At 68.5% G+C, this 23,811-nt stretch carries 21 protein-coding genes; 9 read left to right on the top strand and 12 right to left on the bottom strand.

The features are described 5' to 3' along the window. Positions 1–101: 101 nt before the first annotated feature. The 4 genes from AB1Z25_RS13345 (at position 102) to AB1Z25_RS13330 (ending at position 4,616) form a co-directional block, all read left to right on the top strand. Positions 102–1,079 carry a helix-turn-helix domain-containing protein gene (locus AB1Z25_RS13345; RefSeq protein ID WP_107798689.1) on the top strand — a complete coding sequence of 326 codons (978 nt, stop codon included), beginning with the start codon at positions 102–104 and terminating at the stop codon, positions 1,077–1,079. 163 nt (positions 1,080–1,242) lie between these two features. Beyond that, positions 1,243–2,466: an MFS transporter gene (locus tag AB1Z25_RS13340; RefSeq protein ID WP_486635443.1), complete on the top strand. Its 1,224-nt coding sequence runs from the start codon at positions 1,243–1,245 to the stop codon at positions 2,464–2,466. Between the two features lie 62 nt (positions 2,467–2,528). Then, the gene (locus tag AB1Z25_RS13335; protein ID WP_253315207.1) at positions 2,529–3,422 is read left to right on the top strand and encodes a SphA family protein; all 894 of its coding nucleotides are present in this window, start codon (positions 2,529–2,531) and stop codon (positions 3,420–3,422) included. Between the two features lie 9 nt (positions 3,423–3,431). Then, positions 3,432–4,616, top strand: a complete 1,185-nt coding sequence (locus tag AB1Z25_RS13330) for a DMT family transporter (RefSeq protein WP_486635442.1) — start codon at positions 3,432–3,434, stop codon at positions 4,614–4,616. Between the two features lie 107 nt (positions 4,617–4,723). Here AB1Z25_RS13330 and AB1Z25_RS13325 read toward each other — a convergent pair whose 3' ends face one another. The 11 genes from AB1Z25_RS13325 to AB1Z25_RS13275 all read right to left on the bottom strand — a co-directional run bounded on the left by AB1Z25_RS13325 (position 4,724) and on the right by AB1Z25_RS13275 (position 16,302). Beyond that, positions 4,724–6,307, bottom strand: coding sequence for a GMC family oxidoreductase (locus tag AB1Z25_RS13325; RefSeq protein ID WP_486635441.1), 1,584 nt, complete (start codon positions 6,305–6,307; stop codon positions 4,724–4,726). 140 nt (positions 6,308–6,447) lie between these two features. Next, a complete protein-coding gene (locus tag AB1Z25_RS13320) occupies positions 6,448–7,368 on the bottom strand; it encodes a p-hydroxyphenylacetate 3-hydroxylase reductase component (RefSeq protein WP_486635440.1) in 921 nt (306 codons plus the stop codon). Positions 7,369–7,572: 204 nt separating this feature from the next. Beyond that, complete coding sequence (locus AB1Z25_RS13315) at positions 7,573–8,742, bottom strand: p-hydroxyphenylacetate 3-hydroxylase oxygenase component (protein ID WP_486635439.1); 1,170 nt, start codon at positions 8,740–8,742, stop codon at positions 7,573–7,575. Positions 8,743–8,886: 144 nt separating this feature from the next. After that, entirely contained in the window at positions 8,887–10,272 is a 1,386-nt protein-coding gene (locus AB1Z25_RS13310; protein WP_107798695.1) for an MFS transporter, read from the bottom strand. Between the two features lie 76 nt (positions 10,273–10,348). Beyond that, on the bottom strand, positions 10,349–11,152 hold the full coding sequence (gene hpaI / locus AB1Z25_RS13305) for a 4-hydroxy-2-oxoheptanedioate aldolase (RefSeq protein ID WP_486635438.1): 804 nt from the start codon (positions 11,150–11,152) through the stop codon (positions 10,349–10,351). A gap of 19 nt (positions 11,153–11,171) precedes the next feature. Then, positions 11,172–11,975, bottom strand: coding sequence for a 2-oxo-hept-4-ene-1,7-dioate hydratase (gene hpaH, locus AB1Z25_RS13300; protein ID WP_107798697.1), 804 nt, complete (start codon positions 11,973–11,975; stop codon positions 11,172–11,174). Positions 11,976–12,023: 48 nt separating this feature from the next. Beyond that, the gene (locus AB1Z25_RS13295; RefSeq protein ID WP_227107731.1) at positions 12,024–12,413 is read right to left on the bottom strand and encodes a 5-carboxymethyl-2-hydroxymuconate Delta-isomerase; all 390 of its coding nucleotides are present in this window, start codon (positions 12,411–12,413) and stop codon (positions 12,024–12,026) included. Then, a complete protein-coding gene (gene hpaD / locus AB1Z25_RS13290; RefSeq protein WP_107798699.1) occupies positions 12,394–13,278 on the bottom strand; it encodes a 3,4-dihydroxyphenylacetate 2,3-dioxygenase in 885 nt (294 codons plus the stop codon). Before hpaD ends, AB1Z25_RS13295 begins: the two co-directional genes overlap by 20 nt. Positions 13,279–13,385: 107 nt before the next feature. Then, positions 13,386–14,855 (bottom strand): 5-carboxymethyl-2-hydroxymuconate semialdehyde dehydrogenase, encoded by a 1,470-nt coding sequence (hpaE, locus tag AB1Z25_RS13285; protein ID WP_235087841.1) that lies wholly within the window; start codon positions 14,853–14,855, stop codon positions 13,386–13,388. Beyond that, positions 14,852–15,634 carry a fumarylacetoacetate hydrolase family protein gene (locus AB1Z25_RS13280; RefSeq protein ID WP_486635437.1) on the bottom strand — a complete coding sequence of 261 codons (783 nt, stop codon included), beginning with the start codon at positions 15,632–15,634 and terminating at the stop codon, positions 14,852–14,854. Before AB1Z25_RS13280 ends, hpaE begins: the two co-directional genes overlap by 4 nt. Next, complete coding sequence (locus AB1Z25_RS13275; RefSeq protein WP_486635436.1) at positions 15,631–16,302, bottom strand: fumarylacetoacetate hydrolase family protein; 672 nt, start codon at positions 16,300–16,302, stop codon at positions 15,631–15,633. The genes AB1Z25_RS13280 and AB1Z25_RS13275 overlap by 4 nt, the downstream gene beginning before the upstream one ends. A 254-nt stretch (positions 16,303–16,556) precedes the next feature. Here AB1Z25_RS13275 and hpaA point away from each other — a divergent pair, with 254 nt between their 5' ends. Then, on the top strand, positions 16,557–17,459 hold the full coding sequence (gene hpaA / locus AB1Z25_RS13270; RefSeq protein ID WP_235087847.1) for a 4-hydroxyphenylacetate catabolism regulatory protein HpaA: 903 nt from the start codon (positions 16,557–16,559) through the stop codon (positions 17,457–17,459). Positions 17,460–17,467: 8 nt separating this feature from the next. Here hpaA and AB1Z25_RS13265 read toward each other — a convergent pair whose 3' ends face one another. Then, complete coding sequence (locus tag AB1Z25_RS13265; RefSeq protein ID WP_486635435.1) at positions 17,468–18,475, bottom strand: helix-turn-helix domain-containing protein; 1,008 nt, start codon at positions 18,473–18,475, stop codon at positions 17,468–17,470. A 284-nt stretch (positions 18,476–18,759) separates the two neighbouring features. On the opposite strand from AB1Z25_RS13265, the gene AB1Z25_RS13260 reads away from it, so the two are divergent. From AB1Z25_RS13260 to AB1Z25_RS13245, 4 genes are all read left to right on the top strand, one after another. Then, positions 18,760–20,259 carry an aldehyde dehydrogenase family protein gene (locus tag AB1Z25_RS13260; protein ID WP_486635434.1) on the top strand — a complete coding sequence of 500 codons (1,500 nt, stop codon included), beginning with the start codon at positions 18,760–18,762 and terminating at the stop codon, positions 20,257–20,259. Positions 20,260–20,296: 37 nt separating this feature from the next. Beyond that, positions 20,297–21,628, top strand: a complete 1,332-nt coding sequence (locus AB1Z25_RS13255) for an aspartate aminotransferase family protein (RefSeq protein ID WP_107798706.1) — start codon at positions 20,297–20,299, stop codon at positions 21,626–21,628. A gap of 109 nt (positions 21,629–21,737) precedes the next feature. After that, the gene (locus tag AB1Z25_RS13250) at positions 21,738–23,240 is read left to right on the top strand and encodes an APC family permease (protein WP_486635433.1); all 1,503 of its coding nucleotides are present in this window, start codon (positions 21,738–21,740) and stop codon (positions 23,238–23,240) included. Continuing rightward, entirely contained in the window at positions 23,221–23,808 is a 588-nt protein-coding gene (locus AB1Z25_RS13245; protein WP_486635432.1) for a DUF3156 family protein, read from the top strand. The genes AB1Z25_RS13250 and AB1Z25_RS13245 overlap by 20 nt, the downstream gene beginning before the upstream one ends. Positions 23,809–23,811 lie beyond the last annotated feature (3 nt).

Genomic DNA, 23,811 nt, shown 5'->3' with positions numbered 1-23,811 from the left:
CGCGGTTTTGATTTTTAATGTATTAAATATTGTGCCATGATTTGCCGATGCCGTTTCAGCCATCGCCGCCCAGCCGGGCGGCCGTCAGGAGGAGGCCCGCCATGGACACGCGTTACGCCGGGGACATTCATCTTTCCACACGCCAGGCGGCGGACGGCGACAAGCTGGATTTCTGGCTGAGCGAGGTGGACCGCCTCTTGGTCCGGGTGGAGTGCGACCGCCGTCCGGAAGAGCGGCTGGAGGCTTCGCTGGACTGGCAGGATTTCGGCCTGCTGCGCATGGCCACGATACGGGCCAACCAGCACGCGGTGACGCGCAGCGGGCATAGCCTGAGCCGGGACGGCCGAGACTCCATCTTCGCCTGTTTGATGCTGCAGGGGCAGGGCTTCAGCCATCAGGGCGTGGAGTGCGCCCGCCACGGCCCGGGCGATGTGGTGCTGTACGATACCGCCCGCCCTTACGGCCACGGCTTTCCGGCCGATATGGCGATGGCGGTGCTGGACATTCCGCGGTCCTTGTTCCAGGAGCAGGTGGGGGTGTGGAACGAGCGCGGCCTGGTGCGCATCGAGCGCGCCGCCGGCATGGACGCCTTGGCCGCCCATCGCCTGCTCAGCGGCGGCGAGGCCGCGCGGCGGCATCTGGCCAGCCAGTTGCTGGAATGGCTGCATTCCTTGTGGAGCGCGCGCCTGGGCCTGCCGGCCTCCCGTTCCACCTTGTGCAGCCTGTGGCGGGCCAAGGCTTATATCGAGCGGCATCTGGCCGAGGACGATCTGGATTGCGAGCGCATCAGCCGCGCGGTGGGCGTGTCCGCGCGTCAGCTGGCCCGCATCTTCGAGCAGGAGGGCGAGTCGGTGACGCGCCACCTGTGGGGCCGCCGGCTGGAACGCTGCCGCGTGGACCTGGCCGATCCGGCCTTGCGCCATTTATCGGTGAGCGAGCTGGCTTTCCGCTGGGGCTTCAACCATATCGCCCATTTCTGTCGCAGCTATAAACGCCGTTATGGCGAAACGCCGAGTCATACCCGAGCCGAGGCCCTGGCCGCGCGCGTCCTTCCCAGACAACAAGACTGTCCTCATTAGGCAAATTTCGCGTTCTCCCCATCGTTAGAGTGGATGGGTCCGCTGCGCTTTCTGGCGCGGCGGACGCCCAACTAATAAAGAGGAGACACCATCATGCACACACGAATGGGCGGTTCGCCGCCGGGCGGCCGCGCGCGCGCCGCTGGCGAAAGAGAGGCCCGCCATGCGCCTCTCCTATGAAAACAAATTGTTGGCCATCCTGGCGCTGAGCTTCGGTTTCGTGTTTTTCGACCGGCTGGCGCTGTCCTTCCTGTTTCCCTTCATGGCGGCGGAACTGCGTTTGAGCCCCGCGCATCTGGGCATGCTGGCGTCGGCGCTGGCGCTGACCTGGTCGCTGTCCGGCCTGGGCCTGGGCGCATGGTCGGACCGGCGCGGCGCGAAGAAGCCGATGCTGGTGGCGGCGGTGCTGGCGTTTTCGCTGTTTTCCGCCGCTTCCGGCCTGGTGGCCGGCTTTCTGTCCTTGCTGCTGTTCCGCGCGCTGATGGGCGTGGCGGAAGGACCGGTGCTGCCCATTTCCCAATCCTTGCTGGCGGCGGGGTCCACGCCGGCGCGGCGCGGTTTCAATATGGGCATCGTCAACGGCTCCGCGCCGGGCTTGCTGGGCGCGGTGCTGGGGCCGCCGTTGCTGGTGGCGCTGGCCGAGGCCTACGGTTGGCGCGCGGCCTTCTATCTGTCCTGCCTGCCCGGCCTGCTGATCGCCTGGCTGGTGTGGCGGCATGTGCGCGAGCCGGCGCCCGCGCCGGCGCCGGCCGGCCGCGGCGGCGGTTTCGCTTCGTTGCTGGCCGAGCGCAACATCCTGCTGTGCGTGTTGATCGCCTGCAGCTACATCACCTGGTTCATCATCCTGATTTCCTTCACGCCCACCTTTCTGATCCAGGTCAAGGGCATGAGCCCGCAGGCGATGGGGGCGGTGATGAGCAGCCTGGGCTTCGCCTGGGTGGCGTGGGGCGGGCTGGTGCCGGCGATTTCGGACCGCATCGGCCGCAAGCCGGCCATGGTGGCGTTTTCCCTGATCGCCGCTTGCTGCCCGCTGGTGTTGCTGAACGTGGACCGCATGGTCTGGCTGTTGCCGCTGGTCTTCCTCACTTACACCGGCCTGGGCTGCTTCACCCTGTTCATGGCCACGATTCCGGCGGAGACGGTGTCGCCGCGGCGCATCGCCACCGCGCTGGGCATGATCATGGGGGTGGGCGAGCTGGCGGGCGGTTTTGTCGCGCCCACGGTGGCCGGCTTCGCCGCGGACCGCTACGGCCTGTCCATCGTGATGTGGATCGCCATGGCCGGCGCGCTGCTGCCGGCCTTGCTGTCCTTGGGCCTGCGCGAAACCGCGCCGCTGCGGCTGAAGCCGGGCGGGGCCGCGCTGGAAGCCGATCAGGCGCCGACCTGAGCCGCCATTCTCATTGCGCGTCCCGCTGCGCCGGGACGCCGCACTCCCTGACGGAGATCATCATGCACAAGACCTTGATCAAGGCGCTGGCCGGGCTGTCGGCGGCGCTGGCCTGCGCGACGGCTCAGGCCACCCAGTCCGGCGCGGACACCATAGGCGCCGGCGCCGAGGGTTTTCTCGCCGGCGCGCTGCCGCCGGCCGGCTGGTACGGCGTGTTCTATTACACCCATTACCAGGCGGACCGCTTCAACGACGACGCCGGCCGTTCCGCTGCGCCGGGCTTTAAGCTGAGCGCCGACGTGCTGGTGCCGCGGCTGCTGTATATGTCGGACCGGACGCTGTGGGGCGGGCGCTTGGGCGGCTTCGCGCTGGCGCCGCTGCCCAGGCTGAGCCTGGACGCCGGCGGCGCGCATGAGAGCCGCGGCGGCCTGGGCGACGCGGTGCTGGGGCCGGTGCTGGCCTGGGGCGACGCCGGGCCGCTGCACACGGCGCTGGCGGCCGACATCGTGCTGCCCACCGGCGACTACGACCGCAATCGGATGTTGAACCTGGGGGCCCATCATTACTCGCTGCGTCCGGTATTCGCCTTTTCCTATCTGCCGGCGTCCGGCTGGGAGCTGTCGTCCAAGATCAGCTACACCTTCAACGGCAAGAACCGCGATACCGATTACCAATCCGGCCAGCTGTTCCACTTCGATTACTCGCTGAGCTACGCGGCCGGCCCGGCCTGGAGGCTGGGCTTGAACGGCTACTTCATCAAGCAGACCACGGACGATGTCCAGTACGGCCGGGCGGTGGCGGGCAACGGTTTTCGCGGCCAGGCTTTCGCCATCGGTCCGGCGCTGCGTTACCAGTTCGACAAGGCCGGTCTGGAATTGAGGTGGTTGAAGGAGTTCGATGTGCGCAACCGGCCCGAGGGCAGCGCAGTCTGGGCCAAGCTGGTGCTGCCGCTGTAGCGGGCGGACATGGGGCTTGCAAACACGGCCGGGCGCTTGCGTCCGGCTTTTTTCTTGGCGGAGCCGCGCTCCCGCGCGCGCTCGTTTTCATTTTCCTCTCTTGCTTCTTCTTTCTTCACCGCGCCGTCATCGAGATGCCGCATGATTGGAATTCTTGTGCAATCCAGTGCGCTTCCCATTCCGCGACGCAGTCCGGATGACCGCTGCCCGCCGCAGGCCTGGCGGTCCCAAATTCGTCATGGCGGGCAAGTTGATCGCTTATTGCGCATCTCCCCGCAGCTTGTCGCTGAGTTGGAAAGAAAATCCATGAGTAAGCTTGAGCCACGCCATCACAGACAGGGATGGGAAATCGCGCTGATTTTAGTCACCGCCTTATGGGGGTGGTCCTTTGTCGCTATTCACGATGCGCTGAACGATCTAAGCGACTCGGCGTTTAACGCCTACCGGTTTCTCATCGCCGCGCTGGCGATGTGGATCGTGGTGCGGGTCAAAGGGAGTCGATTCTCGCGGCAGGATGTTTTCGGAGGCGTCGCCGCTGGCGTCGCTCTATATCTGGCCTTCTTTTTTCAAACCAAGGGCTTGGCTTACACCACGGCTTCCAATGCTAGTTTCATTACGGGCTTGGCCGTTGTCTTTACTCCGCTGTTTGCTTATTGGCTGTTAAAGGTGCGCCCGGAAAAACGTCAGCTATTCGGCGCAGCCACGGCGACGATTGGGCTTGCTTTGCTGACCTTGAAAAATCTGGCCATGCATTGGGGAGATATGCTGGTTGTGCTTTGTGCGGCTTCCTTCGCTTTGCACATTGTTGTTTTGTCCAAGGTCAGCAAAACAGCGCGGGTATTGAACATCGCCTTTGTCCAGGTCGCGGTCGTGGGGGGCTTGTCCTTGCTGCAGTCATTGGCCTTGAATGAGTTCTCGCTTCCCTTTCGAAGCGAGACGATGACGGCGATTCTTATCATCGCCCTATTGGGAACGGCAGTCGGTTTTTATGTGCAGACCCGGGCCCAAGTGGCCTCTTCGCCCAATCGAATCGCATTGATCATTGTGCTGGAACCGCTGTTTGGCGGTGTTTTTGCTTATTTCCTGGCCGGCGATCGCTTGTCGCCTTTGAATTTACTGGGGGCCGGGCTGATTATTCTGGGCATGCTGATCACGGAATTTCATTTGAAGGCAAGCCGCGCCGGAGCGGATTAACCCTTCGCCGCGGGTCTTGACGCCGCGGCCATAGCGGGCCGCATCTTGCGCGGCTTGGATGTTTCCATCCCCGCCGTCGCAGGATCTTGAAACGCAGGGGGCGGCGCTTACTGGCCGCTGAGCATGAATTCCGCGCAACGTTCGGCGATCATCACCACCGGCGCGTTGGTGTTGCCGGAGACGATGGCGGGCATTACCGAGGCGTCGCAGACGCGCAGGCCGGCCACGCCCTTGACGCGCAGCCTCGGGTCCACCACCGCGTCGGCGTCGGCGCCCATGCGGCAGGTGCCGGCCGGGTGGTAGACGGTCTTGGCGAACTGGCGGATGTGTTGTTCCAGCAGCGCGTCGTCGGCGTCTTCGGCCGGCGAGGGCAGTAGTTCTTCGGCGATCAGCCGGCGCATGGACGGCGCCCGCAGGACGCGGCGCGCCAGCTTGACGCCGCGCAGCAGGCCGGCGAGGTCCTCGGCCTCGCGCAGGGCGCCGCTGTCGAAGCGCAGCGGCGCGGCCGGGTCGGCGGAGGCCAGCGCGACGCTGCCGCGCGACTTGGGGCGCAGCAGGCAGGGATTGATGGAAATGCCGTGGCCGGGCAAGGGTTCGCGATCGACGTCGCCCACCAGGGTGGGCAGCACGTGGAACTGGATGTCCGGCCGGCCGCCGCCGTCGGTGTCGACGAAAGCGCCGGACTCCACCACGTTGGAGCTCAGCAAGCCGGTGCGGAACAGCTGCCATTGCAGGCCGTGGCGCAGCGCGGCCAGGCCGCGGTCCTGGCCCAGCAGGCTGATGGGCGCGCGGGCGCGGCCGTAGACCGACACTTCCAGATGGTCCTGATAGTTGGCGCCCACTTGCGGCGCGTCGCGCAGCACGGCGACGCCGTGTTCGCGCAGCTGCGCCGCCGGGCCGATGCCGGACAGCATCAGCAGCTTGGGGCTGGACAGCGTGCCGGCGCAGAGCACGATTTCCGCCGCGGCGCGCGCGCGCTGGACGCCGCCGGCGTCGCGCCATTCCACCTGACAGGCGCGGCCGCCGTCGAACCCGATTTTTTGCACATAGCAGCCGGTGCGCAGGTCCAGCTTGGGGTCTTGGCGGACCGCAGCCAGATAGGTGGCGGCGGTGCTGCCGCGCTGTCCGTCGAAGGTGGTGGTGTGGTAGAAGCCGACGCCGGCCTGTTCGCGGCCGTTGAAGTCGTCGTTGTAGGCCAGGCCGGCTTCCTGCGCGCCCTGGACGAAGGCCAGGCTCAGCGGATGGCGGTAGCGGGCGTCGCTGACTTTCAGCGGCCCGTCCACGCCGTGGTAGGGCTCGGACAAGCGCATATGGCTTTCCGCCTTCTTGAAGGCGGGCAGCACTTGCGACCATTCCCAGCCCGCGCAGCCCAGGGCGGCCCAGTCGTCGTAGTCGGCGGCCTGGCCGCGGATATAGACCATGGCGTTGACCGAGCTGCCGCCGCCCAGGGTGCGGCCCTGCGGGACGAAGATGCGTCTGCCGGCGGCTTCCGGCTGCGGTTCGCTGCGGTAGGTGACGGTGCGTTCGCTGCCCAGCACCTTGATGAAGGCGGCCGGCATGCGGATGTAGGGGTTGTCGTCCGGCGGGCCGTCTTCCAGCAGCAGCACGCGCTTGCCGGCCTGGATCAGCCTGTGGGTCAGCACGCAGCCGGCGGAGCCGGCTCCGATCAGGATGTAGTCGTAGTCGCGCATGGCGTCTCCCTTGTGGTCGCGCCGCCCTTGGACTGTTTGAGGATGGGCGGTCGCTCCAGCATAGGGCGGCCGCGCGCGGCGGCCTTGACCCGGCGCGCCCCGGACCTTGACCGCCGCGGACGCGGCGACGGGAGGCGGGCTCAGCCCTGGCGGATCAGCGCGCGCAGCACGCGTTTGCAGGCGGCCAGATCCTGTTCGTCCAGGCCGGACTGAATCTCCCGTTGCTGCTGGCCGGCGATGCGCCACAGCGTGGCGGCCTGCTCGCGGCCGGCCTCGCTGAGGCGGCAGCCGGCGGCGTCGCGGCTCAGCAGCCCCTTGCGGCGCAGCTCGGCCTCGGCCAGTTCTATCGCCTCCGGCGGCATCGCCGTCTCGCGTTGCAGCGCGCAGGCATCCTGTTCCGCTTGCTGTTCCAGCACCAGCAGCAGCCGCGCTTCGCCGCCGCTCAGCCCGGTGGCGAGCTGGCGCGGCCGGTAGCTGGCCTGGTAGGCCTGCAGCGCCTGGGTCAGCAGATAGAGCAGATTGTCGCCCAGCCAGCCGGGCAGCGGTTCCGCGGCGGCGGCCGGGCGGGCGCGCGGCAGCGCGGCGGCGTACACGCCCTGGTGGTAGAGCAGCGGCGCGGCGCCGCAGTCGTCGAAGGTTTCGACCAGGCCCAGCAGAATCCAGTGGTCGCCGCCGTCCAGCTTTTGGTGCAGGCGGCAATGGAAGCGGGCGGCGCAGCCGTCCAGCAAGGGCGCGCCGCCGAGGCCGGTTTCCGGCGTCAGGCCGGCGAATTTGTCGGCGCCGGCGCGGGCGAAGCGGTTGGACAGCTCGATCTGGTCGGCGGCCAGCACGTGGACGACGAAGTGGCCGGCCTGTTCGAACACCGCGTTGCTGGCGGAGCGCTTGTCCAGGCTCCACAGCACCAGCGGCGGGTCCAGCGAGACGGAGTTGAAGCTGTTGGCGGTGACGCCGGCGCGTTCGCCGTCCGGCGCGGTCGCGGTGACGACGGTGACGCCGGTGGCGAAGTTGCCGAGCGCGCGGCGCAGCGCGCGCGCGTCATGGGCAGGGGCGGGTGCGTTCATGGCGTGTCCTCGGGGCCGTCCGGCGCGGGGCCGGCGCGGCGCGGGTGGGAGGGGCTAATGTCGGTAGAGCCTGTTCGCGATTTCGCGGGCGGGAACGGGGCAGGGCGAAAACCACTGGGACAGCGGCTTTGCTCATACGGCGCATGAACGTTTCGAAGCGGCGTTCACCCTGTCGGGCCTCAGGGAAGATCGTAAACGGCTCGTCTAGACCATGGCGGGGTCCGGCTCCAGCCCCAGCAGCGAACGGCCCAGGATCTGGGCGCAGACGTCGTAGTCGGTGTAGGCGTGGGCGCCGGTCATGTGCGAGTCGCGGAACAGCCGCTGCGCCTCGTTTTCCAGCCGCCAGCAATTGCCGCCCATGGATTCGAACAAGCGGTCCACCGCCTGGATGCACATTTTCACCGCGTAAGCCTGATTGGTGCGCCAGAAAGCCAGCGTTTCCGCCGTGGGATAGCGTTTGGCCGCGCCGTGCTCGGCGTGCTCGCGCCAGCTGGCTTCCAGCAAGGCGCGCGCGGCCAGCACCTGGTGGGTGGATTCGGCCAGCCGCATATAGGCGGGCAGCGCCGTGCCCACCTGGGCGCCGGTATAGGCGCGGATGCGGTTGCGGCTGCGCTCCTTGAACACTTGCAGCATGCGCTCGGCCACGCCCAGGCTGATGGCGGCGAAGCCGCTGGCGAAGTAGGGCCGGTAGGGTGCGTAGAAGATCTTGCTGTCCGGGTACAGGCCGAAGCCGGCGGAGCGGCCTTCCATCATGTCCTTGGCCGCTTCGATCCGGTGTTCCGGCACGAAGACCTTGTCCACCAGCAGGGTCTTGGTGCCGCTGCCCTGCATGCCGGCGGCGCGCCAGTCGTCGCGGATCCGGTAATCGGCGCGCGGCACCACGCCGAAGCAGTACTGCGGCTCGCCGTCCGGGCCGGGGCGGCGGAAGCCCAGGATCGCCCATTCGGCGTGGTCGCAGCCGCTGCTCCAGCCCATTTCTCCGCTGAGCAGCACGCCGCCGTCCGCGGCCTCGGCCCGGCCCAGCGGCGCGATGCTGCTGCTGGCGGTGGCGTCCGGCGCGCCGCCCCAGACTTCCTCTTGCAGCCGGGCGGAGAACAGCGCGATCTGATGGCTGTGGGTGGCCAGCAGGCTGGCGGCCCAGGCGGTGCTGGCGCAGGCGCCGGCCAGCGCCGCCACGCAATCGGCGAATTCGGGCAGGCTGATTTCCAGGCCGCCGTAGGGCCTGGGCTGAAAGGCGCGATGAAAGCCCACGCTTTTCAAGAGGGCGATGTTTTCCGCCGGCACGGTGCGTTCGCGTTCCGCCCGCTCCGCGTTGGCGGCGATGGCGGGCAGGATGGGAAGCAGGGTTTCCAGCAAGGGGTTGGGGTGGCGCATGGTGGTCTCCTTTGTGCTTGATGGCGCTGAAGCGGCCCGCCTTTGGCGGCGGGCGTTTCAATAATGAATACATTCAGCGAATTTGCATTATGGATAGCGACACCACGCACTGGAATGCATCTTCCAAGCTGTCTTAGGTACTTTTCATGGCGCTTCAGCATGAACGGCGGCGACGACGGGCCGGCGCCAGCGTATCGGCGACGCGGCTTGCTCGGCCTCGTGCTCCGGCCCCAGCGGGATGTCGCGGCGGTCGCGCAGCAAGAGCGCGGAGGCGAGGCCGATCAGCGTCATGCCGCTCAGATAGGCGGTCACCGCGGCGGTGGAGCCGGTCTGGGCGATCAGGGCCTTGGCGATCATCGGCGCGAAGGCGCCGCCGAGGATGGCGCCCAGCGCGTAGGAAATGGAGACGCCGGAGAAGCGCACCGAGGCGGGGAAGAGCTCGGCGTAGAAGGCCGATTGCGCGCCGTACGTCAGGCCGGTGCCCACCGACAGCAGGCACAGGGCCAGCAGCACCGCCGGCAGGCTGGCGCTATTGATCAGCGGGAACAGCGTCAGCACGCCGGCCAGCTGCACGCCGAAGCCGATCAGGTAGACGCGGCGGCGGCCGATATGGTCCGACCAGACGCCGGCCAGCCAGGTGAAGGCCATCCAGCAGGCGGAGGCGAAGGCGACGGCGAGCAGCACCGGGGTGCGCTCCATGCGCAGCGCGCCGGCGGGGTCGGTGGTGTAGTTCTGGATGAAGCCGCCGGTGGTCATGTAACCGACGGCGCTGTTGCCGGCGAAGAGCAGCGCGGCCAGCAGCACCAGCGGCGCGTGGCGGCGGAACAGGTCCAGCACCGGGGTGCGCGATCCGGCCTTGCGCGCCTTGATCTCCTCGAAGACCGGGCTTTCCTCCACCGAGCGGCGCACCCATTGGCCGATGAACAGCAGCACGACGCTGAGCAGGAAGGGCACGCGCCAGCCCCATTCCAGGAAGGCGTCGCCGGGGGAGACCACGCCGCTCATCAGCGCGAACACGCCGGAGGCCAGCAGCAGGCCCAGCGGCACGCCTATCTGCGGGAAGGCGCCGTAGCGGCCGCGCTGGCCGCGCGGCGCGTGCTCCACCGCCATCAGCACCGCGCCGCCCCATTCGCCGCCGGCGGAAATGCCTTGCAGCACGCGCAGCAGGATCAGGGCCAGCGGCGCCAGCAGGCCGGCGGATTCATAAGTGGGCAACAGGCCGATCAGCGCGGTGGAGGCGCCCATCAGCACCAGGGTCAGCACCAGCATCGCGCGCCGGCCCAGGCGGTCGCCGTAGTGGCCGGCGAGAAAGGCGCCCAGCGGCCGAAACAGAAAGCTGACGCCGACCGAGGCGAAGGCGATCAGGGTGGCGAAGCGGTCGCCGGCCGGAGCGAAGAACAGTTTGTTGAACACCAGGCCGGCGGCGCTGGCGTAGATGAAGAAGTCGTACCATTCGATGGCGGTGCCGATCACGGTGGCGTAGGCGACTTTGCGCGCGTGGGCGCTTGCGGCGGCGGGGGTGTGGCTCATCTTGCGTTCTCCTCGGGGGTGGGGCCAGGATCGGCTCCGGGCGGCGCCTTGTTCTTGTGTGGTCGCCGCGGGTCAGTCAGTAGGCGGATGGCGTCGGCGGCCGGCCGGGCGCTTCGTCGCGAAAGGCCGCCGCCAGCGCTTCGGCGCGGCGCGCCAGCAAGGTGGTGTCGACGCCGACGGCGACGAAGCCCGCGCCCAGCGCCAACAGCCGGCGCGCTTCGGCCTCGTCGGCCATCAGGATGCCGGCGGCCTTACCCTGGGCGCGGATGCGGCGGATGGCGTCGTCCATCGCCGCGCGCACTTCAGGGTGGTCGGGCCGGCCCGGATGGCCCATGTCGGCGGCCAGGTCGGCCGGGCCGATGAAGACGCCGTCCACGCCGTCGGTGGCGGCGATGCCTTCCAGCGCGGCCAGGGCCTGGCGGGTTTCCACCTGGGCCAGCACGCAGATTTCATCGTCGGCCCGCGTCAGGTAATCCGGCACGCGGTTCCAGCGCGAGGCGCGCGCCAGCGCGCTGCCCACGCCGCGGACGCCGCGCGGCGGATAGCGGGTGGCGGCCACCGCCCGCGCCGCCTCGTCGGCGTTCTGCACCATGGGCAGCATCAGCGTTTGCGCGCCGATGTCCAGCAACTGCTTGATGCGCACCGGGTCGTTGCCGGCGGCGCGCACCACCGGGTGGCAGGGATAGGGCGCGACGGCCTGCAGTTGCAGCAGCACGTCCCTGAGCTCGTTGGGCGCGTGTTCGCCGTCTATCAGCAGCCAGTCGAAGCCGGCGCCGGCCAGCAGTTCGGCGCTGTAGGGGCTGGCCAGGCCCAGCCACAGGCCGATCTGGCGGCGGCCGTCGCGCAGCGCGGCCTTGAAGGGGTTGGCGGGAAGTTGCATGGAGGTTCCTCGAGCGGGTTCAGACGAAGCGGCAGCTGATCGCGCCCAGCGGGCCGTAGTCGACGTGGAAGGTGTCGCCGGCGCGCGCCGGCACCGGCCGGGTGAAGGAACCGGCCAGGATCACCTGGCCGGCCTTGAGCTCCACGTCGAAAGGCGAGAGCTTGTTGGCCAGCCAGGCCACGCCGTTGGCCGGGTGGTTGAGCACGGCGGCGGCGACGCCGGACTCCTCGATCACGCCGTTGCGGTACATCAGCGCGGCCACCCAGCGCAGGTCCAGCTCGCGCGGGCGCACCGGCCGGCCGCCCAGCACCACGCCGGCGTTGGCGGCGTTGTCCGCTATGGTGTCGAACACCTTGCGCGGACGCTGGCTGTCCGGGTCTATGGACTGGCTGCGCGCGTCGATGATTTCCAGCGCCGGGATCACGTAATCGGCGGCGTCGTAGACGTCGAACAAGGTGGCGCCGGGGCCGGACAGCGGCCGGCCCAGCACGAAGGCCAGCTCCACTTCCACCCGCGGCACGATGAAGCGGGACACCGGGATGTCGGCGCCGTCGTTGAAGAACATATCGTCCAGCAGCGCGCCGTAGTCCGGCTCGTTGATCTGCGAGGACATCTGCATTGCGCGCGAGGTCAGGCCTATCTTGTGGCCCTTGAGGCGGCGTCCCTCCGCCAGCTTCATCTCCACCCAGCAGCGCTGGATGGCGTAAGCGTCCTCTATGGTGATCTCGGGGTGGTCCAGCGAGAGCTGGCGGATCTGCCGGCGTTCGCGCTCGGCGTCGTGCAGGCGGCGCGCGGCGCCGCGAATCAGGTCGGGGCTGAGCATGGAGTCTTTCATGGTGGTCGCTGAGCTTCGTGATCGGTTTCGGCCGTTTCAGCCCGGCGGGCTGAAGCGTTGATGCACGTTGTTGCGCTTGAAGTTGAGGGTGGCGGACAGTTCGGTCAGTTCGAAGCTGAGCGCCAGATAGCGTTGGGCGAGCAGCGGTTCGAAGTGGCGCTGGATCAGCGCGAACAGCTGTTCGGCGGTGGCGCGGCGATCGGCCTCGCTGCGGCCGCTGCCGATCTGCAAGGTGCAGTGGACGAAGGCGTAGTCGGCCTCGCCGTCCGCCATGCGCCAGGTGTCCAGCCAGTGGGCGCGGCTGCGGATGCCGGCCAGCGGAAACAGGCCGCTGGCGGCCAGACAGTCGTGCACCTGGCGGAACAGTTCCGGCAGATCGGCCTGCGCGCGCAGATTGTCGGTGCATTCAGCGATGAAGTGCGGCATGGCGCTCTCCCAGCGGTTCCACCGGCAGCACCGCGTTGATCTGGCCGGTGCCGGAACTGCCGAAATAGGGGGTGATGATTTCCGCGCGGCCGCGGTAATCGCCCCAGCCCAGCGCGCCCAGCAGCATGGCGGTGTCGTGCATGAAGCCTTCGCCGTGACACTTCTCGGCGTACTCCGGCAGCATGTCGCAGAAGGTTTTCCAATCGCCGTCCAGCCACATGGCGATGACCTCCTGGTCCATGCTTTCCAGGAAGGGGCTCCAGGCCTTGTGCAGGAATTGATCCGCGGTGCCGTTCTGGGCGAAACGATGGGACAGCGAGCCGCTGGCGAAGAAGGCGACGCGGCCGTCGTAATCGCGCTCCACCGCCTCGCGCATCGCCGCGCCCAGCCGCGCGCTGTCGGCCAGATCGTGCACCGTGCACAGCGCGGCCACCGACACCACTTTGAAACGCCGGTCGGCGTTCATATAGCGCATCGGCACCAGGGTGCCGTACTCCAGCGGCAGCGTGGTGGCGTCGTGGGCGCGGGTATGCACGCCGGCGGCGGTGGCCGCCTCGGCCAGCAGCTTGCCCAGCGCGGGGTTGCCCGGATAGGCGTAGGGCATGTTCTTGATGAAGTGCGGCAGCTCGTTGCTGGTGTACACGCCTTCGAAAGCCGGCGCGCAGTTGACGTGGTAGCCGGAATTGACCAGCCAGTGGGTGTCGAACACCACGATGGTGTCCACGTCCAGTTCGCGGCAGCGGCGGCTGATTTCCTTGTGGCCGTCTATGGCGGCCTGGCGGCAGCCTTGATGCGGGCCGGGCAGTTCCGACAGATACATGGACGGCACGTGCGTGATCTTGGCCGCCAGGGCTAGGGTTCCCATTGCGTTCTCCTCGGTGCGACTGGGCCGCGGGGCCGGCGCAGTCTTGCTGCTTGGATCGGTGTCGCGCCGGGGCCGGCCGTCTGCGCGGCCTGGGCCCCGGTGGCGCCTCAGGCTTGTTCCACGCCCCAGCGCGGAATGAAATGGCCGCCCATGGAGACGCAGACGTTTTTCACCTCGGCAAAGGCTTCAAAGCTGTATTCGCCGCCCTCGCGGCCAACGCCGGAGGCCTTGACGCCGCCGAAGGGCTGGCGCAGATCGCGGACGTTCTGGCTGTTGACGAAGACCATGCCGGCCTCGATGCCGCGCGCCAGCCGGTGGGCCTTGCCGATGTCCTGGGTCCAGATGTAGGAGGCCAGGCCGTAATCGACGTCGTTGGCCAGGCGCAGCGCGTCGGCCTCGTCGCTGAAGCGCAGCAGGCAGGCCACCGGGCCGAAGATTTCCTCCTGGGCGATGCGCATGCGGTTGTCGACGTCGGCGAAGACGGTGGGGCGGATGAAGTGGCCGGAGGCCAGCGACTCGGGCAGGCCGGCCGGACGTTCCAGGCCGCCGGCCACCAGCCGCGCGCCTTCTTCCAGGCCGATGCGGATATAGCCGGTGACCTTGTCGTAATGCTGGCGGGTGATCATCGAACCCACCTGGGTGTTGGGGTCCTGCGGGTCGCCGACGATCAGCCGCTGGGCGCGGGCGGCGAATTCCGCGACGAAGCGGTCGTAGATGCCGTTCTGCACGAAGATGCGGCTGCCGGCGGTGCAGCGTTCGCCGTTGAGGGAGAAGATGGTGAACAGCGCGGCGTCCAGCGCGCGATCGAAGTCGGCGTCGTCGAACACCAGCACCGGCGATTTGCCGCCCAGCTCCATCGAGTACTTCTTCAGCCCGGCGTTCTGCATGATGCGCCGGCCGGTGGCGGTGCCGCCGGTGAAGGACACCGCGCGCACGTCCGGATGGCTGACCAGAGCCTCGCCGGCGCTGGCGCCGTAGCCCTGCACCACGTTGAACACGCCGGGCGGAATGCCGGCCTCCAGCGCCAGCCGGCCCAGTTCGTTGGCGGTCAGCGGAGACAGCTCGGACATCTTCAGCACCGCGGTATTGCCCAGCGCCAGGCAGGGCGCGGTCTTCCAGGTGGCGGTCATGAAGGGCACGTTCCACGGCGACACCAGCGCGCACACGCCCACCGGCTGGTACAGCGTGTAGTTGAGCATCTGCTCGTCCACCGGGTAGCTGTGGCCGTTCATCCGGGTGCAGACTTCGGCGAAAAAGTCGAAGTTGTGCGAGGCGCGCGGGATCAGCACATTGCGGGTCTGGTGGATGGGCAGGCCGGTGTCCAGGGTTTCCAGTTCCGCCAGCCGCGGCACATCGCGCTGGATCAATTCGCCCAGCCGGCGCATCAGCCGCGCGCGCTCCTTGGCCGGGGTGGCCGCCCACTTGGGAAAAGCCGCCTTGGCGGCGGCCACCGCCAGATTGATTTCCTCGGCGCCGCCGGCCGCCACTTCGCCCAGCGCTTCGCCGGTGGCCGGGTTGTAGTTGACGAAGCTGTCTTGGCTGGCCACTTCGCGGCCGTCTATCCAGTGTTTGATCATGGAGTTTCCTTTTCCGCGTTCCGGCGCGCGAGCCAGTCCGCTTCGCTGATGATCTGGTTGAGCAGCCGTCCGACGCCCTCGACCTCTACGACGACTTCGTCGCCGGGGCGCACGTCGGACAGGCCTTGCGGGGTGCCGGTGGCGATCATGTCGCCCGCTTGCAGCGTCATGAAGGCGGACAGGTATTCGATCAGGTGGGGGATGTCGAACACCATGTCGCGGGTATTGCCGCTTTGGACGCGGCGGCCGTTGACATAGGTGGCCAGCTCCAGGCTGTGCGGGTCCGCCACCTCGTCGCGGTCCACCAGCCACGGGCCTATCGGGGTCAGGCCGTCGCGGTTTTTCACCCGCAGATTGGGCCGGTAGTAGTTTTCCAGGTAGTCGCGCACCGCGTAGTCGTTGCACACGGTGTAGCCGGCGACGTAGTCCATCGCCTGGGCGCGCTTCACCTTGCGCGCGGTCTTGCCGATCACCGCCACCAGTTCGCACTCGTAATGCATATATTCAACATTGTCCGGCCGCATCGATTGCCGGCGATGGCCGGTCAGCGCGGCGGCCGTCTTCAGGAACACCAGCGGTTCGCTGGGCGGCTTGAAATCCAGTTCGGCGGCGTGGTCGGCGTAGTTGAGGCCCAGCGCGAACAGGGTGCCCTGGCAGGGCGGCAGCCATTCCGCCTCGGTTTCGTCCAGCCGGCGGCCGTCCGGCAGCAAGAGCGCGCCGTCGTCGCTGGCCTGCGCGCGCCAGGTTCGGCCCTGATAACGGATGCGGGCGTGTCTCATTGCATGTCCTCCTCGGCCGCGACGATGTTTTCCAGGCGGCCGATGCCGTCTATCTCCACCGCCACGGCGTCGCCCGGCCGCAGCCGCGCGCCGCGCGGCGGCGTGGCCACGATCAGCAGGTCGCCGGCGTAGAGGGTGAGGAACTGGCTGACGTCGGCGATCAACTGGGCGACGCCGCGCAGCCAGTCGGCGCTGTCGTTGGTTTCGGCCAGCGCGCCGTTGACATAGGTGCGCACCTGCACCCGTTGCGGGTCGATCGCGTCGGGGCCGGCTTCCGGGCCGACGGGGCAGAAGCCGTCGCGGCATTTGGCCTGGATCGCCGGGCGGTAGAAGTTGGTTTCCGCCAGGCTGACTTCGTTGACCACCGCGTAGCCGCCGACATGGGACAGCGCGTCGGCCGCGCTGACGCGGCAAGCGTCGCGGCCGATGCGCACGCCCAGCGCGCCGCCGGCGTAGACGGCGTCCGCGTCGGCGGGAAAGGGGATGGGCGCGCCGGCGACGCTGACGGTGTTGCGCGGTTTGACGAACAAGACCGGCGCTTGCGGCGGGCGCTGATAGGGCGCTTGTTCGAACTTCGCCGCCAGCGCCGTCTGCAAACGACGGTGGTTGAGCGCCGCGCCGTAGATGGCCGCCGGCCGCTCCGTCGCGGCGTCTAGGACCAGACTCATGCTTAACTCCTTGTTATTGAATGAATCGCCGTTGTTCAAATATTCATTAACATGTTAAAGTTTATAACGATGACGGCGGCCCGCTGTCAATGTTTATCCATGCTGCGTTGCGGGTAATATCGTCAAAAGCCGTGTTTGCGCGGCGGCGGCCCGGGCCGCCGATCCGGCGCGAAAGCCTGAGCAGCGGCCTTTTGGCGAGAGCGGAGGGCGAGGGCGGCCGACTATGGCGAAAATGTCACAAGGGAGGGGCGGCGATGAGCAGAATCCCGCGCGGTCTGGGCGCGCGCATACCCAATATCGACATCGGCAAGGCTTACGACAGCCCCTACGAGTCCGTCGACATCCATTGCGAATCCTTTGGCCGGCTGGCGGCCTTCTTCGGCCGCAATATGCCGGTGCATCGGCACGACCGCTTTTTGCAATTGCACTATCTCGCCAGCGGCGACATCCGTCTGCAACTGGAGGAAGACCATTACCAGGCGCGCGCCCCGCTCTTGTTCCTGACTCCGCCGACGGTGCCGCACGCCTTCATCACCGGGCCGGAGGCCGACGGCCATGTGCTGACCTTGCGCCAGGAGCTGGCGCGCGGCTGGCTGGCGGAGGCGGGGCCGGACGCCTTGAGCGCGCCGTTCTGCGTGGAGCTGGCCGAGGTGCCGGCGGAATGGGCCGATATGGCGCGGCGCCTGCCCGAGCGGCTGGCGCAGTTGCAGCGGGAGAGCGAGGCGCCGGCGCCGGGCGCGGAGCTGGCGCGGCAAGCCCTGGCCCAGCTGGTGCTGGTGGACGTGCTGCGGCTGTCCGGCCTGCCGGGACCGCGCCGCGGGCCGCGGCGCGACGAGTGGCGGCTCTACCATCGCTTCAACGGCTTGATAGAAGCGCATTACCGCGAACACTGGAGCCTGGACCGCTACGCGGCCGAGCTGGGGGTCAGCGAGGCGCGGCTCAACGATGTGTGCCGCCGGCTGGCGGACCTGCCGTCCAAGCGGCTGGCGCACGATAGGCTGTTGCAGGAGGCCAAGCGTCTGCTGATCTACTCCGCCGCCTCGGTGCACGCCATCGCCTACGATTTGGGCTTCAAGGACCCGGCCTATTTTTCCCGTTTCTTCCAGCGCATGGCCGGGCGCTCGCCCAGCGACTACCGCGCGCGCCGTCAGGCCTGAGCCCGCGTCTAGTTGGCTGGATCGTTGACCGGCTCCAGTCCGCGCGCGCCGGGAGGCGCGCCCAGATGGGCCAGAGCCCGGCCGCGGGTGTGTGATGGGGCCTCGCCGAACAGCTTGCGGTAATCGGCGGCGAAATGGCCCAGGTGGTAAAAGCCCCAGGCGCCGGCGGCGTCGCGCACGCCGTGGCCGGGCCGCGCCGGGTTCAGCAGCATCCGGCGCACCGCGTTCAGACGGATGGAGCGCAGATAATCGACCGGCGTGGTGTCCGCCACCAGTTGAAAGCTGTTTTGCAGCGTGCGGCGGCTGACGCGCAGCCGGCTGCACAACTCCAGCACCGTCACCGGCTCGTCCGGCTTGGCCAGCGCCAGCGCCTGGCTGCGCCTGACGATGTCGCAATGGGTGGCGAAGGTCAGGTTGCCGCGGCGCTCGCCCAGCGCGCCGTCCGCCAAGGCGTCTTGCAGCAGGCTGAGCAACTGGTGCTGGATCACTTTCTGGTTGCCGGCGTAGGACAGCAGCGCCGGGTCCAATAAAGCCTGTTCGAACACGCCGTTCAGCAGCGCGCGCAGCGCTGCCAGCGCGGCCGGCCGGGCCGGAAACACCGGCGTTTTGCCGCGGGCCTCGCGCAGCGGGCGGCACAGCGCGGGCGTCAGTTCGGCCAAATCCTCGTAAGGCACCGACACCTGGACGGAGTCCGCGCCCGGCGGCAGGTGGAGGACGAAGTCCTCGCCGCCGCGCAGCGCCATCAGCGCGTCGTCGGGCACGGCGACGCCCTGCAGGCTCAGCGGCGACGGCGCGCGGATGGGCAGCGCGAAATGGATCATGCCGCCGGGCGCGCGGCCTTGCTGCACCACGCGCTGGTTGAAGCTTTCGCGGAAAATATCCAGGCGCGCGGTGCGCACCCGGCTCAAGGTGCTGCGGAAGCGGCCGCCGCTGATCTGGCTGTACAGCTGCTCCCAGCCGGGCAGGGCCTCGGCGTGCAGGTGGGCGTCGTCAAAGCAACGGGCTGCGGCAATCATCTGCTTTCTCCGGTGGGTGGGGATGGAGTCCGCCTGTTCTCGGTCCATTCTCTGGATCTCAAAATGATTAATATGTTATTTAAATCGAAATGTCCAGCGCTCTTTGCGTCGCTTAAGCATTGTTTTTACTGCATGTTTCCATCTGGCGACATGCTGCGCCGCAACGAGAAGGGCCGGGTCGCGCTTTGCCGATTTGGGATCAGCCGCGGCGGCGGCGCTGGGTATATTGGGCCATCGCCGGCCGCGCCTACGCGGCGGCAAGCTTGATCGAAAAGGAGACGAGGATGGATCAAAACCTGGTGCTGGTGCTGGATTCGGTGCGGGCCTTTCTGGAACGGGAGCACGGGCTGTGGATAGACGGCAAGCCGCGGGCGGCTTTGTCCGGCCGGCGCAAGGACGTGCGCAATCCGGCCAGCGGCGCGGTGATCGCCAGCGTGGCGGACGGCGAGGCCGCCGATGTGGACGCGGCGGTGGGCAGCGCGCGGCGCGCCTTCGAATCCGGCGTCTGGTCCGGCCTGCGGCCGGCCGAGCGCGAACGCGTATTGCTGAGGCTGGCGGATGTGCTGGAAGCGCACGCCGAGGAGCTGGCGCAGCTGGAAACGCTGAACCAGGGCAAGTCCATCCATCTGGCGCGGGCCATCGAGGTGGGCGGCTCCATCGAATACGTGCGCTATATGGCGGGCTGGGCCACCAAGATCACCGGCGAAACCCTGGACGTGTCGATTCCGGCGCCGCCGGGCGCGCGTTTCACCGCTTTCACCCGGCGCGAGCCGGTGGGCGTGGCCGCCGGCATCGCGCCGTGGAACTTCCCTTTGATGATCGCCTTGTGGAAAACGGTGCCGGCCCTGGCGGCCGGCTGCACGGCGGTGTTGAAGCCGGCCAGCGAGACGCCGCTGAGCGCCTTGCGCCTGGCGGAGCTGGCGTTGGAGGCCGGGGTGCCGCCGGGCGTGTTCAATGTGGTGACCGGGCGCGGCGAGGCGGCGGGCCGCGCGCTGGCCGGGCATCCGCTGATCGGCAAGGTCAGCTTCACCGGCTCCACCGAGGTGGGCAAGGCCGTCGGCCACGCCGCGCTGGACAATATGACCCGGCTGGCGCTGGAGCTGGGCGGCAAGAACCCGATGCTGGTGCTGGGCGACGCCGACATCGACCAGGCGGTGCGGGGCGCTTTGCTGGGCGGCTTTCTCAATCAGGGCCAGGTCTGCGCCGCCGCCTCGCGGCTGTACGTGCACCGCAGCAAGTTCAATCTGTTCGCCGAGGCGCTGTCCGCCGCCGTGGCCGGCATGCGGCTGGGGCCGGGCATGGATCTGGACGCCCAGGTCAACCCGCTGGTGTCGCAGCGGCGTCAGCAGGCGGTGTGCCGGCTGATCGAGCGCGGCCGCGCCGCCGGCGCCCGCGTGCTGACGGGCGGCGGCGCCGCCGACTTGCCCGGCTATTTCGTGCAGCCCACGGTGATGGCGGACCTGGCGCCGGACAATCCGGTGGCGCGCGAGGAAGTCTTCGGCCCGGTGCTGGCGCTGATGCCCTTCGACGAGGTGGACGAGGCGGTGGCGCTGGCCAACGACACGCGCTACGGCCTGGCCGCCAGCGTGTGGACCAATGATTTGTCGGCGGCGCTGGACATCGTGCCGCGTTTGCAGGCCGGCACGGTCTGGGTCAACAGCCATATACCGCTGGACCCGGGCATGCCCTTCGGCGGCTACAAGGAATCCGGCCTCGGCCGCGAGTTCGGCAAGGGCGCGGTGGAGAGTTTCACCGAGATCAAATCGGTCTGCATCGCCCATTGAGCGCGGACGCGCTTCCACTTTGATTCAGGAGAAAGACATGTCCTACGACAAGGCCCGTTTCTGGCACCCCATGCTGCATCCCAACGCAATGAAAGAGCGGCCGCCCATCCGCATCGTGCGCGGCGACGGCTGCCACGTGTTCGACGACCAGGGCGTCAAGCTGGTGGACGGCGTCGCCGGCTTGTGGAACGTCAACGTCGGCCACAACCGCGCCGAAATCAAGCAGGCCATCGCCCGGCAGCTGGACGAACTGGAGTATTTCCAGCTTTTCGACGGCATCTCCCATCCGCGGGCGGAGGAGTTGTCCGCGCTGCTGATCGACATGCTGCGGCCGGAAGACATGGCGCGGGTGGTGTTCAGTTCCGGCGGCTCGGACGCGGTGGAAACCGCGCTCAAGCTGGCGCGCCAATACTGGCGGCTCAAGGGCCAGCCGGACCGGGTCAAATTCATCTCCTTGAAGCAGGGCTATCACGGCACCCACTTCGGCGGCGGCTCGGTCAACGGCAACACGGTGTTCCGCCGCAATTACGAACCGCTGCTGCCCGGCTGCTTCCATGTGGAGACCCCGTGGCCCTACCGCAACCCCTTCACCGACGACCCTGAGGAGCTGGCCGAAATCTGCGCGCGGATGCTGGAGCGCGAAATCCTGTTCCAGAGCCCGGACACGGTGGCGGCCTTCATCGCCGAGCCGATACAGGGCGCCGGCGGCGTCATCGTGCCGCCGGCCAGCTATTGGCCGCGGGTGCGCGAGGTGTGCGACCGCCACGGCGTGCTGCTGATCGCCGACGAGGTGGTCACCGGCTTCGGCCGCTCCGGCTCCATGTTCGGCAGCCGGCTGTGGGGGGTGAAGCCGGACATGATGTGCCTGGCCAAGGGCATCTCCTCCGGCTATCTGCCGCTGGGCGCCACCGTGGTCAATCAGCGCGTGGCGGACGCCTTCGCCGCCAACGGCGATTTCGGCGGCGTCATCATGCATGGCTACACCTACGCCGGCCACCCGGTGGCCTGCGCCGCCGCCCTCGCCAATCTGCGTATCGTGCAGGAGGAAGACCTGCCGGCTAAGGCGGCGGAAACGGGCGCCTACCTGCTGGAGCGGCTGCTGCCGCTGGCCGAGCGTTATCCGGCGGTGGGCGAGGTGCGCGGCAAGGGCCTGATGCTGGCCCTGGACCTGGTCAAGGACAAGGCCAGCCGGGAGCCGATAGACCCGCAAAGCGGCTACGCCGACAAGGTGGCGGAGATCGCGCGCCGGGCCGGCGCGCTGGTGCGGCCGGTGGGCAGCAAGATCATTCTGTCGCCGCCGCTGGTGTTGCAGCGCGAGCACGCCGATGTGATCGCGTCGGCCTTGGAAGCCGGGCTGGCCGAGGCCTGAACGGCCCGGCCCGAACGGGGAGCAGCCGGCCGCGCCGGCACGCCGCCAGGAAGACAGAGAGCGGCGGCCGGCGCGGCGGCGGATGGAAGAGGGAGGAGGGAGGAGAACCATGTCTGTTAGCGAACGTTTGAGCCGCAGCCTGAGCCGCGGCGTGGTGGGCTTTCCGGTGGCGCTGGCCAGCTCGGTGGGCGTGGTGATGGCCAGCCCGGTGATACTGACCGCCACCAGCGGCTTCGGCATGGCCGGCGGCACTTTCGCGCTGGCCATGCTGATCGCCTATCTGATGATGCAGGCGCAGGCCACCACTTTCGCCGAAGCGGCGGCGATGCTGCCAACTTCCGGCGCGGTGTACGACTACATCAGCGCCGGCCTGGGCCGCGGCCTGGCCATCGCCGGCACCTTGTCGGCCTATCTATTGGTGCATGTGTTCGCCGGCACCGCCGAGACCATATTGTCCGGCATCATGGCGCTGGTGAATTTCGACCATCTCAACACCATGCTGGAAAAGAGCGGCAGCGCCTGGATGGTGGGCGTGGGCCTGGTCATCGTTTTCGGCGCGCTCAACGCGCTGGGCGTGACCCTGTTCGGCAAGGCCGAGGTGGCGCTGACCTTCGGCATGTGGGCGACGCTGACGGTGTTTGGCGTGGTCGGCCTGCTGCGCGCGCCGGCGGTGGATCTGGGCGGCTGGTTCGGCGCGCCGCTGCGTCTGGACGATCCGGGCCTGCTGCTCAGCCTGGTGGGCATGGCGATGTTCATGTTCGTCGGCGCGGAGCTGGTGACGCCGTTGGCGCCGGAGCTGCGCGATTCCGGCCGCGCCATTCCGCGGGCTTTGAAGATGGGGCTCAGCGGCGTGGCCGTCACCATGCTGCTGTACGGCGCGGCCATGGTGAGGCAGGTGGCCAATACGCCGCTGGACCCGGCCCATGCGGACGGCCCGCGGCTGCTGGACACGCCGATGGCGCTGCCGGCCTTCGCCGAGCGGGTGATGGGGCCCTTCGGCAAGATCTGGCTGGGCGTCGGCCTGCTGCTGGCCGGCGCGGCGACGATCAACACCCTGATGGCGGCGCTGCCGCGCATCCTGTACGGCATGGCCCAGGACGGCGCCTTGCCGCGCTGCTTCGCCTATCTGCATCCGCGTTTCAACACGCCGTGGTGCGGCATCGCGGCGGCGGTGCTCATCCCCTGTGTCCACGCCTGGTTGATCCAGGGCGATTTGGACCGCATCATGCCCCTGGTGCTGGCGGCGGTCTGTTCCTGGGGCGTGGCCTATCTGCTGGTGACGCTGTCCGTGGTGCGGCTGAGGCTGACGCGGCCGGATTTCCCGCGCGCCTACCGCTCGCCGTGGTTTCCGCTGCCGCAGATAGGCTCCGCGCTGGGCATCGTGCTGGCGATCTGTTTCATCACCCCGCCCGGCATGCAGGCGCGCGACATCTACCTGCCCTTTGGCTGGATGCTGGGCCTGACCCTGGTGTACGCGCTGCTGTGGACCTTGCTGGTGCAGAAGGTCAACCCGTTCCGGCCGGTGCCGCTGGAGCGGATTCTGGACACGCAGTGTCAGGGCGAGGACGAGGTCTTGCGGCGGGAGCTGGAACGTGTGGCCGCGGCTGGTTGAGGCCTGGCGCAGGCCGGGCGGCTATCGTCCGGGCGCGACGCTGGCGCGGCTGAGCCTGGACTGGCCGGAGCTGGATTGCCAGGCCGAAGAGGAGGCGGAGCGGCGTTTTCGCTTTCCGCACGGGGAGTGGAGTTTTTTGGCGCGGGAGCGGGTGGAGGCGGGCTGGCTGGCCTATATGGTGGCTTGCGAGTTCCGGCTGACGGTGCCGGGCGCGCCGGGCCGCGCGCGCATCCGCCTGCGTCACGGCGGCTTCTGGCGTCGCCGCGGCATCGTCGTCGATTTGCTGGACGGAGACGCGGCGGCGCTGGCGCCGCTGCTGGAGCGCTTGCGCGCCGACGCGGATGTGCGCGCCGCGCTGTCGCCGCTGGACTTCAAGCGCTGCGAGCTGCACGGCGGCCAGGACGGCTGGTTGCTGTGTCTGGAGCCTTACGGCGCCAGCGAGGTGGCGTGCCGGCTGCCGCCCTTGCGGCGCTACATCGGCCTGCGCGGCGTGCAGGGCCTGGCGGTGCTGGCCAGCCTGGCCGCCTGCCGCCGCGTCTTGCTGGCGGCGGAGGCGGGGCGGGGCTAGGTC

The sequence above is a fragment of the Chromobacterium sp. HL1 genome (genome assembly GCF_057418835.1).
This window is presented reverse-complemented; position numbering and strand designations above follow the sequence as displayed.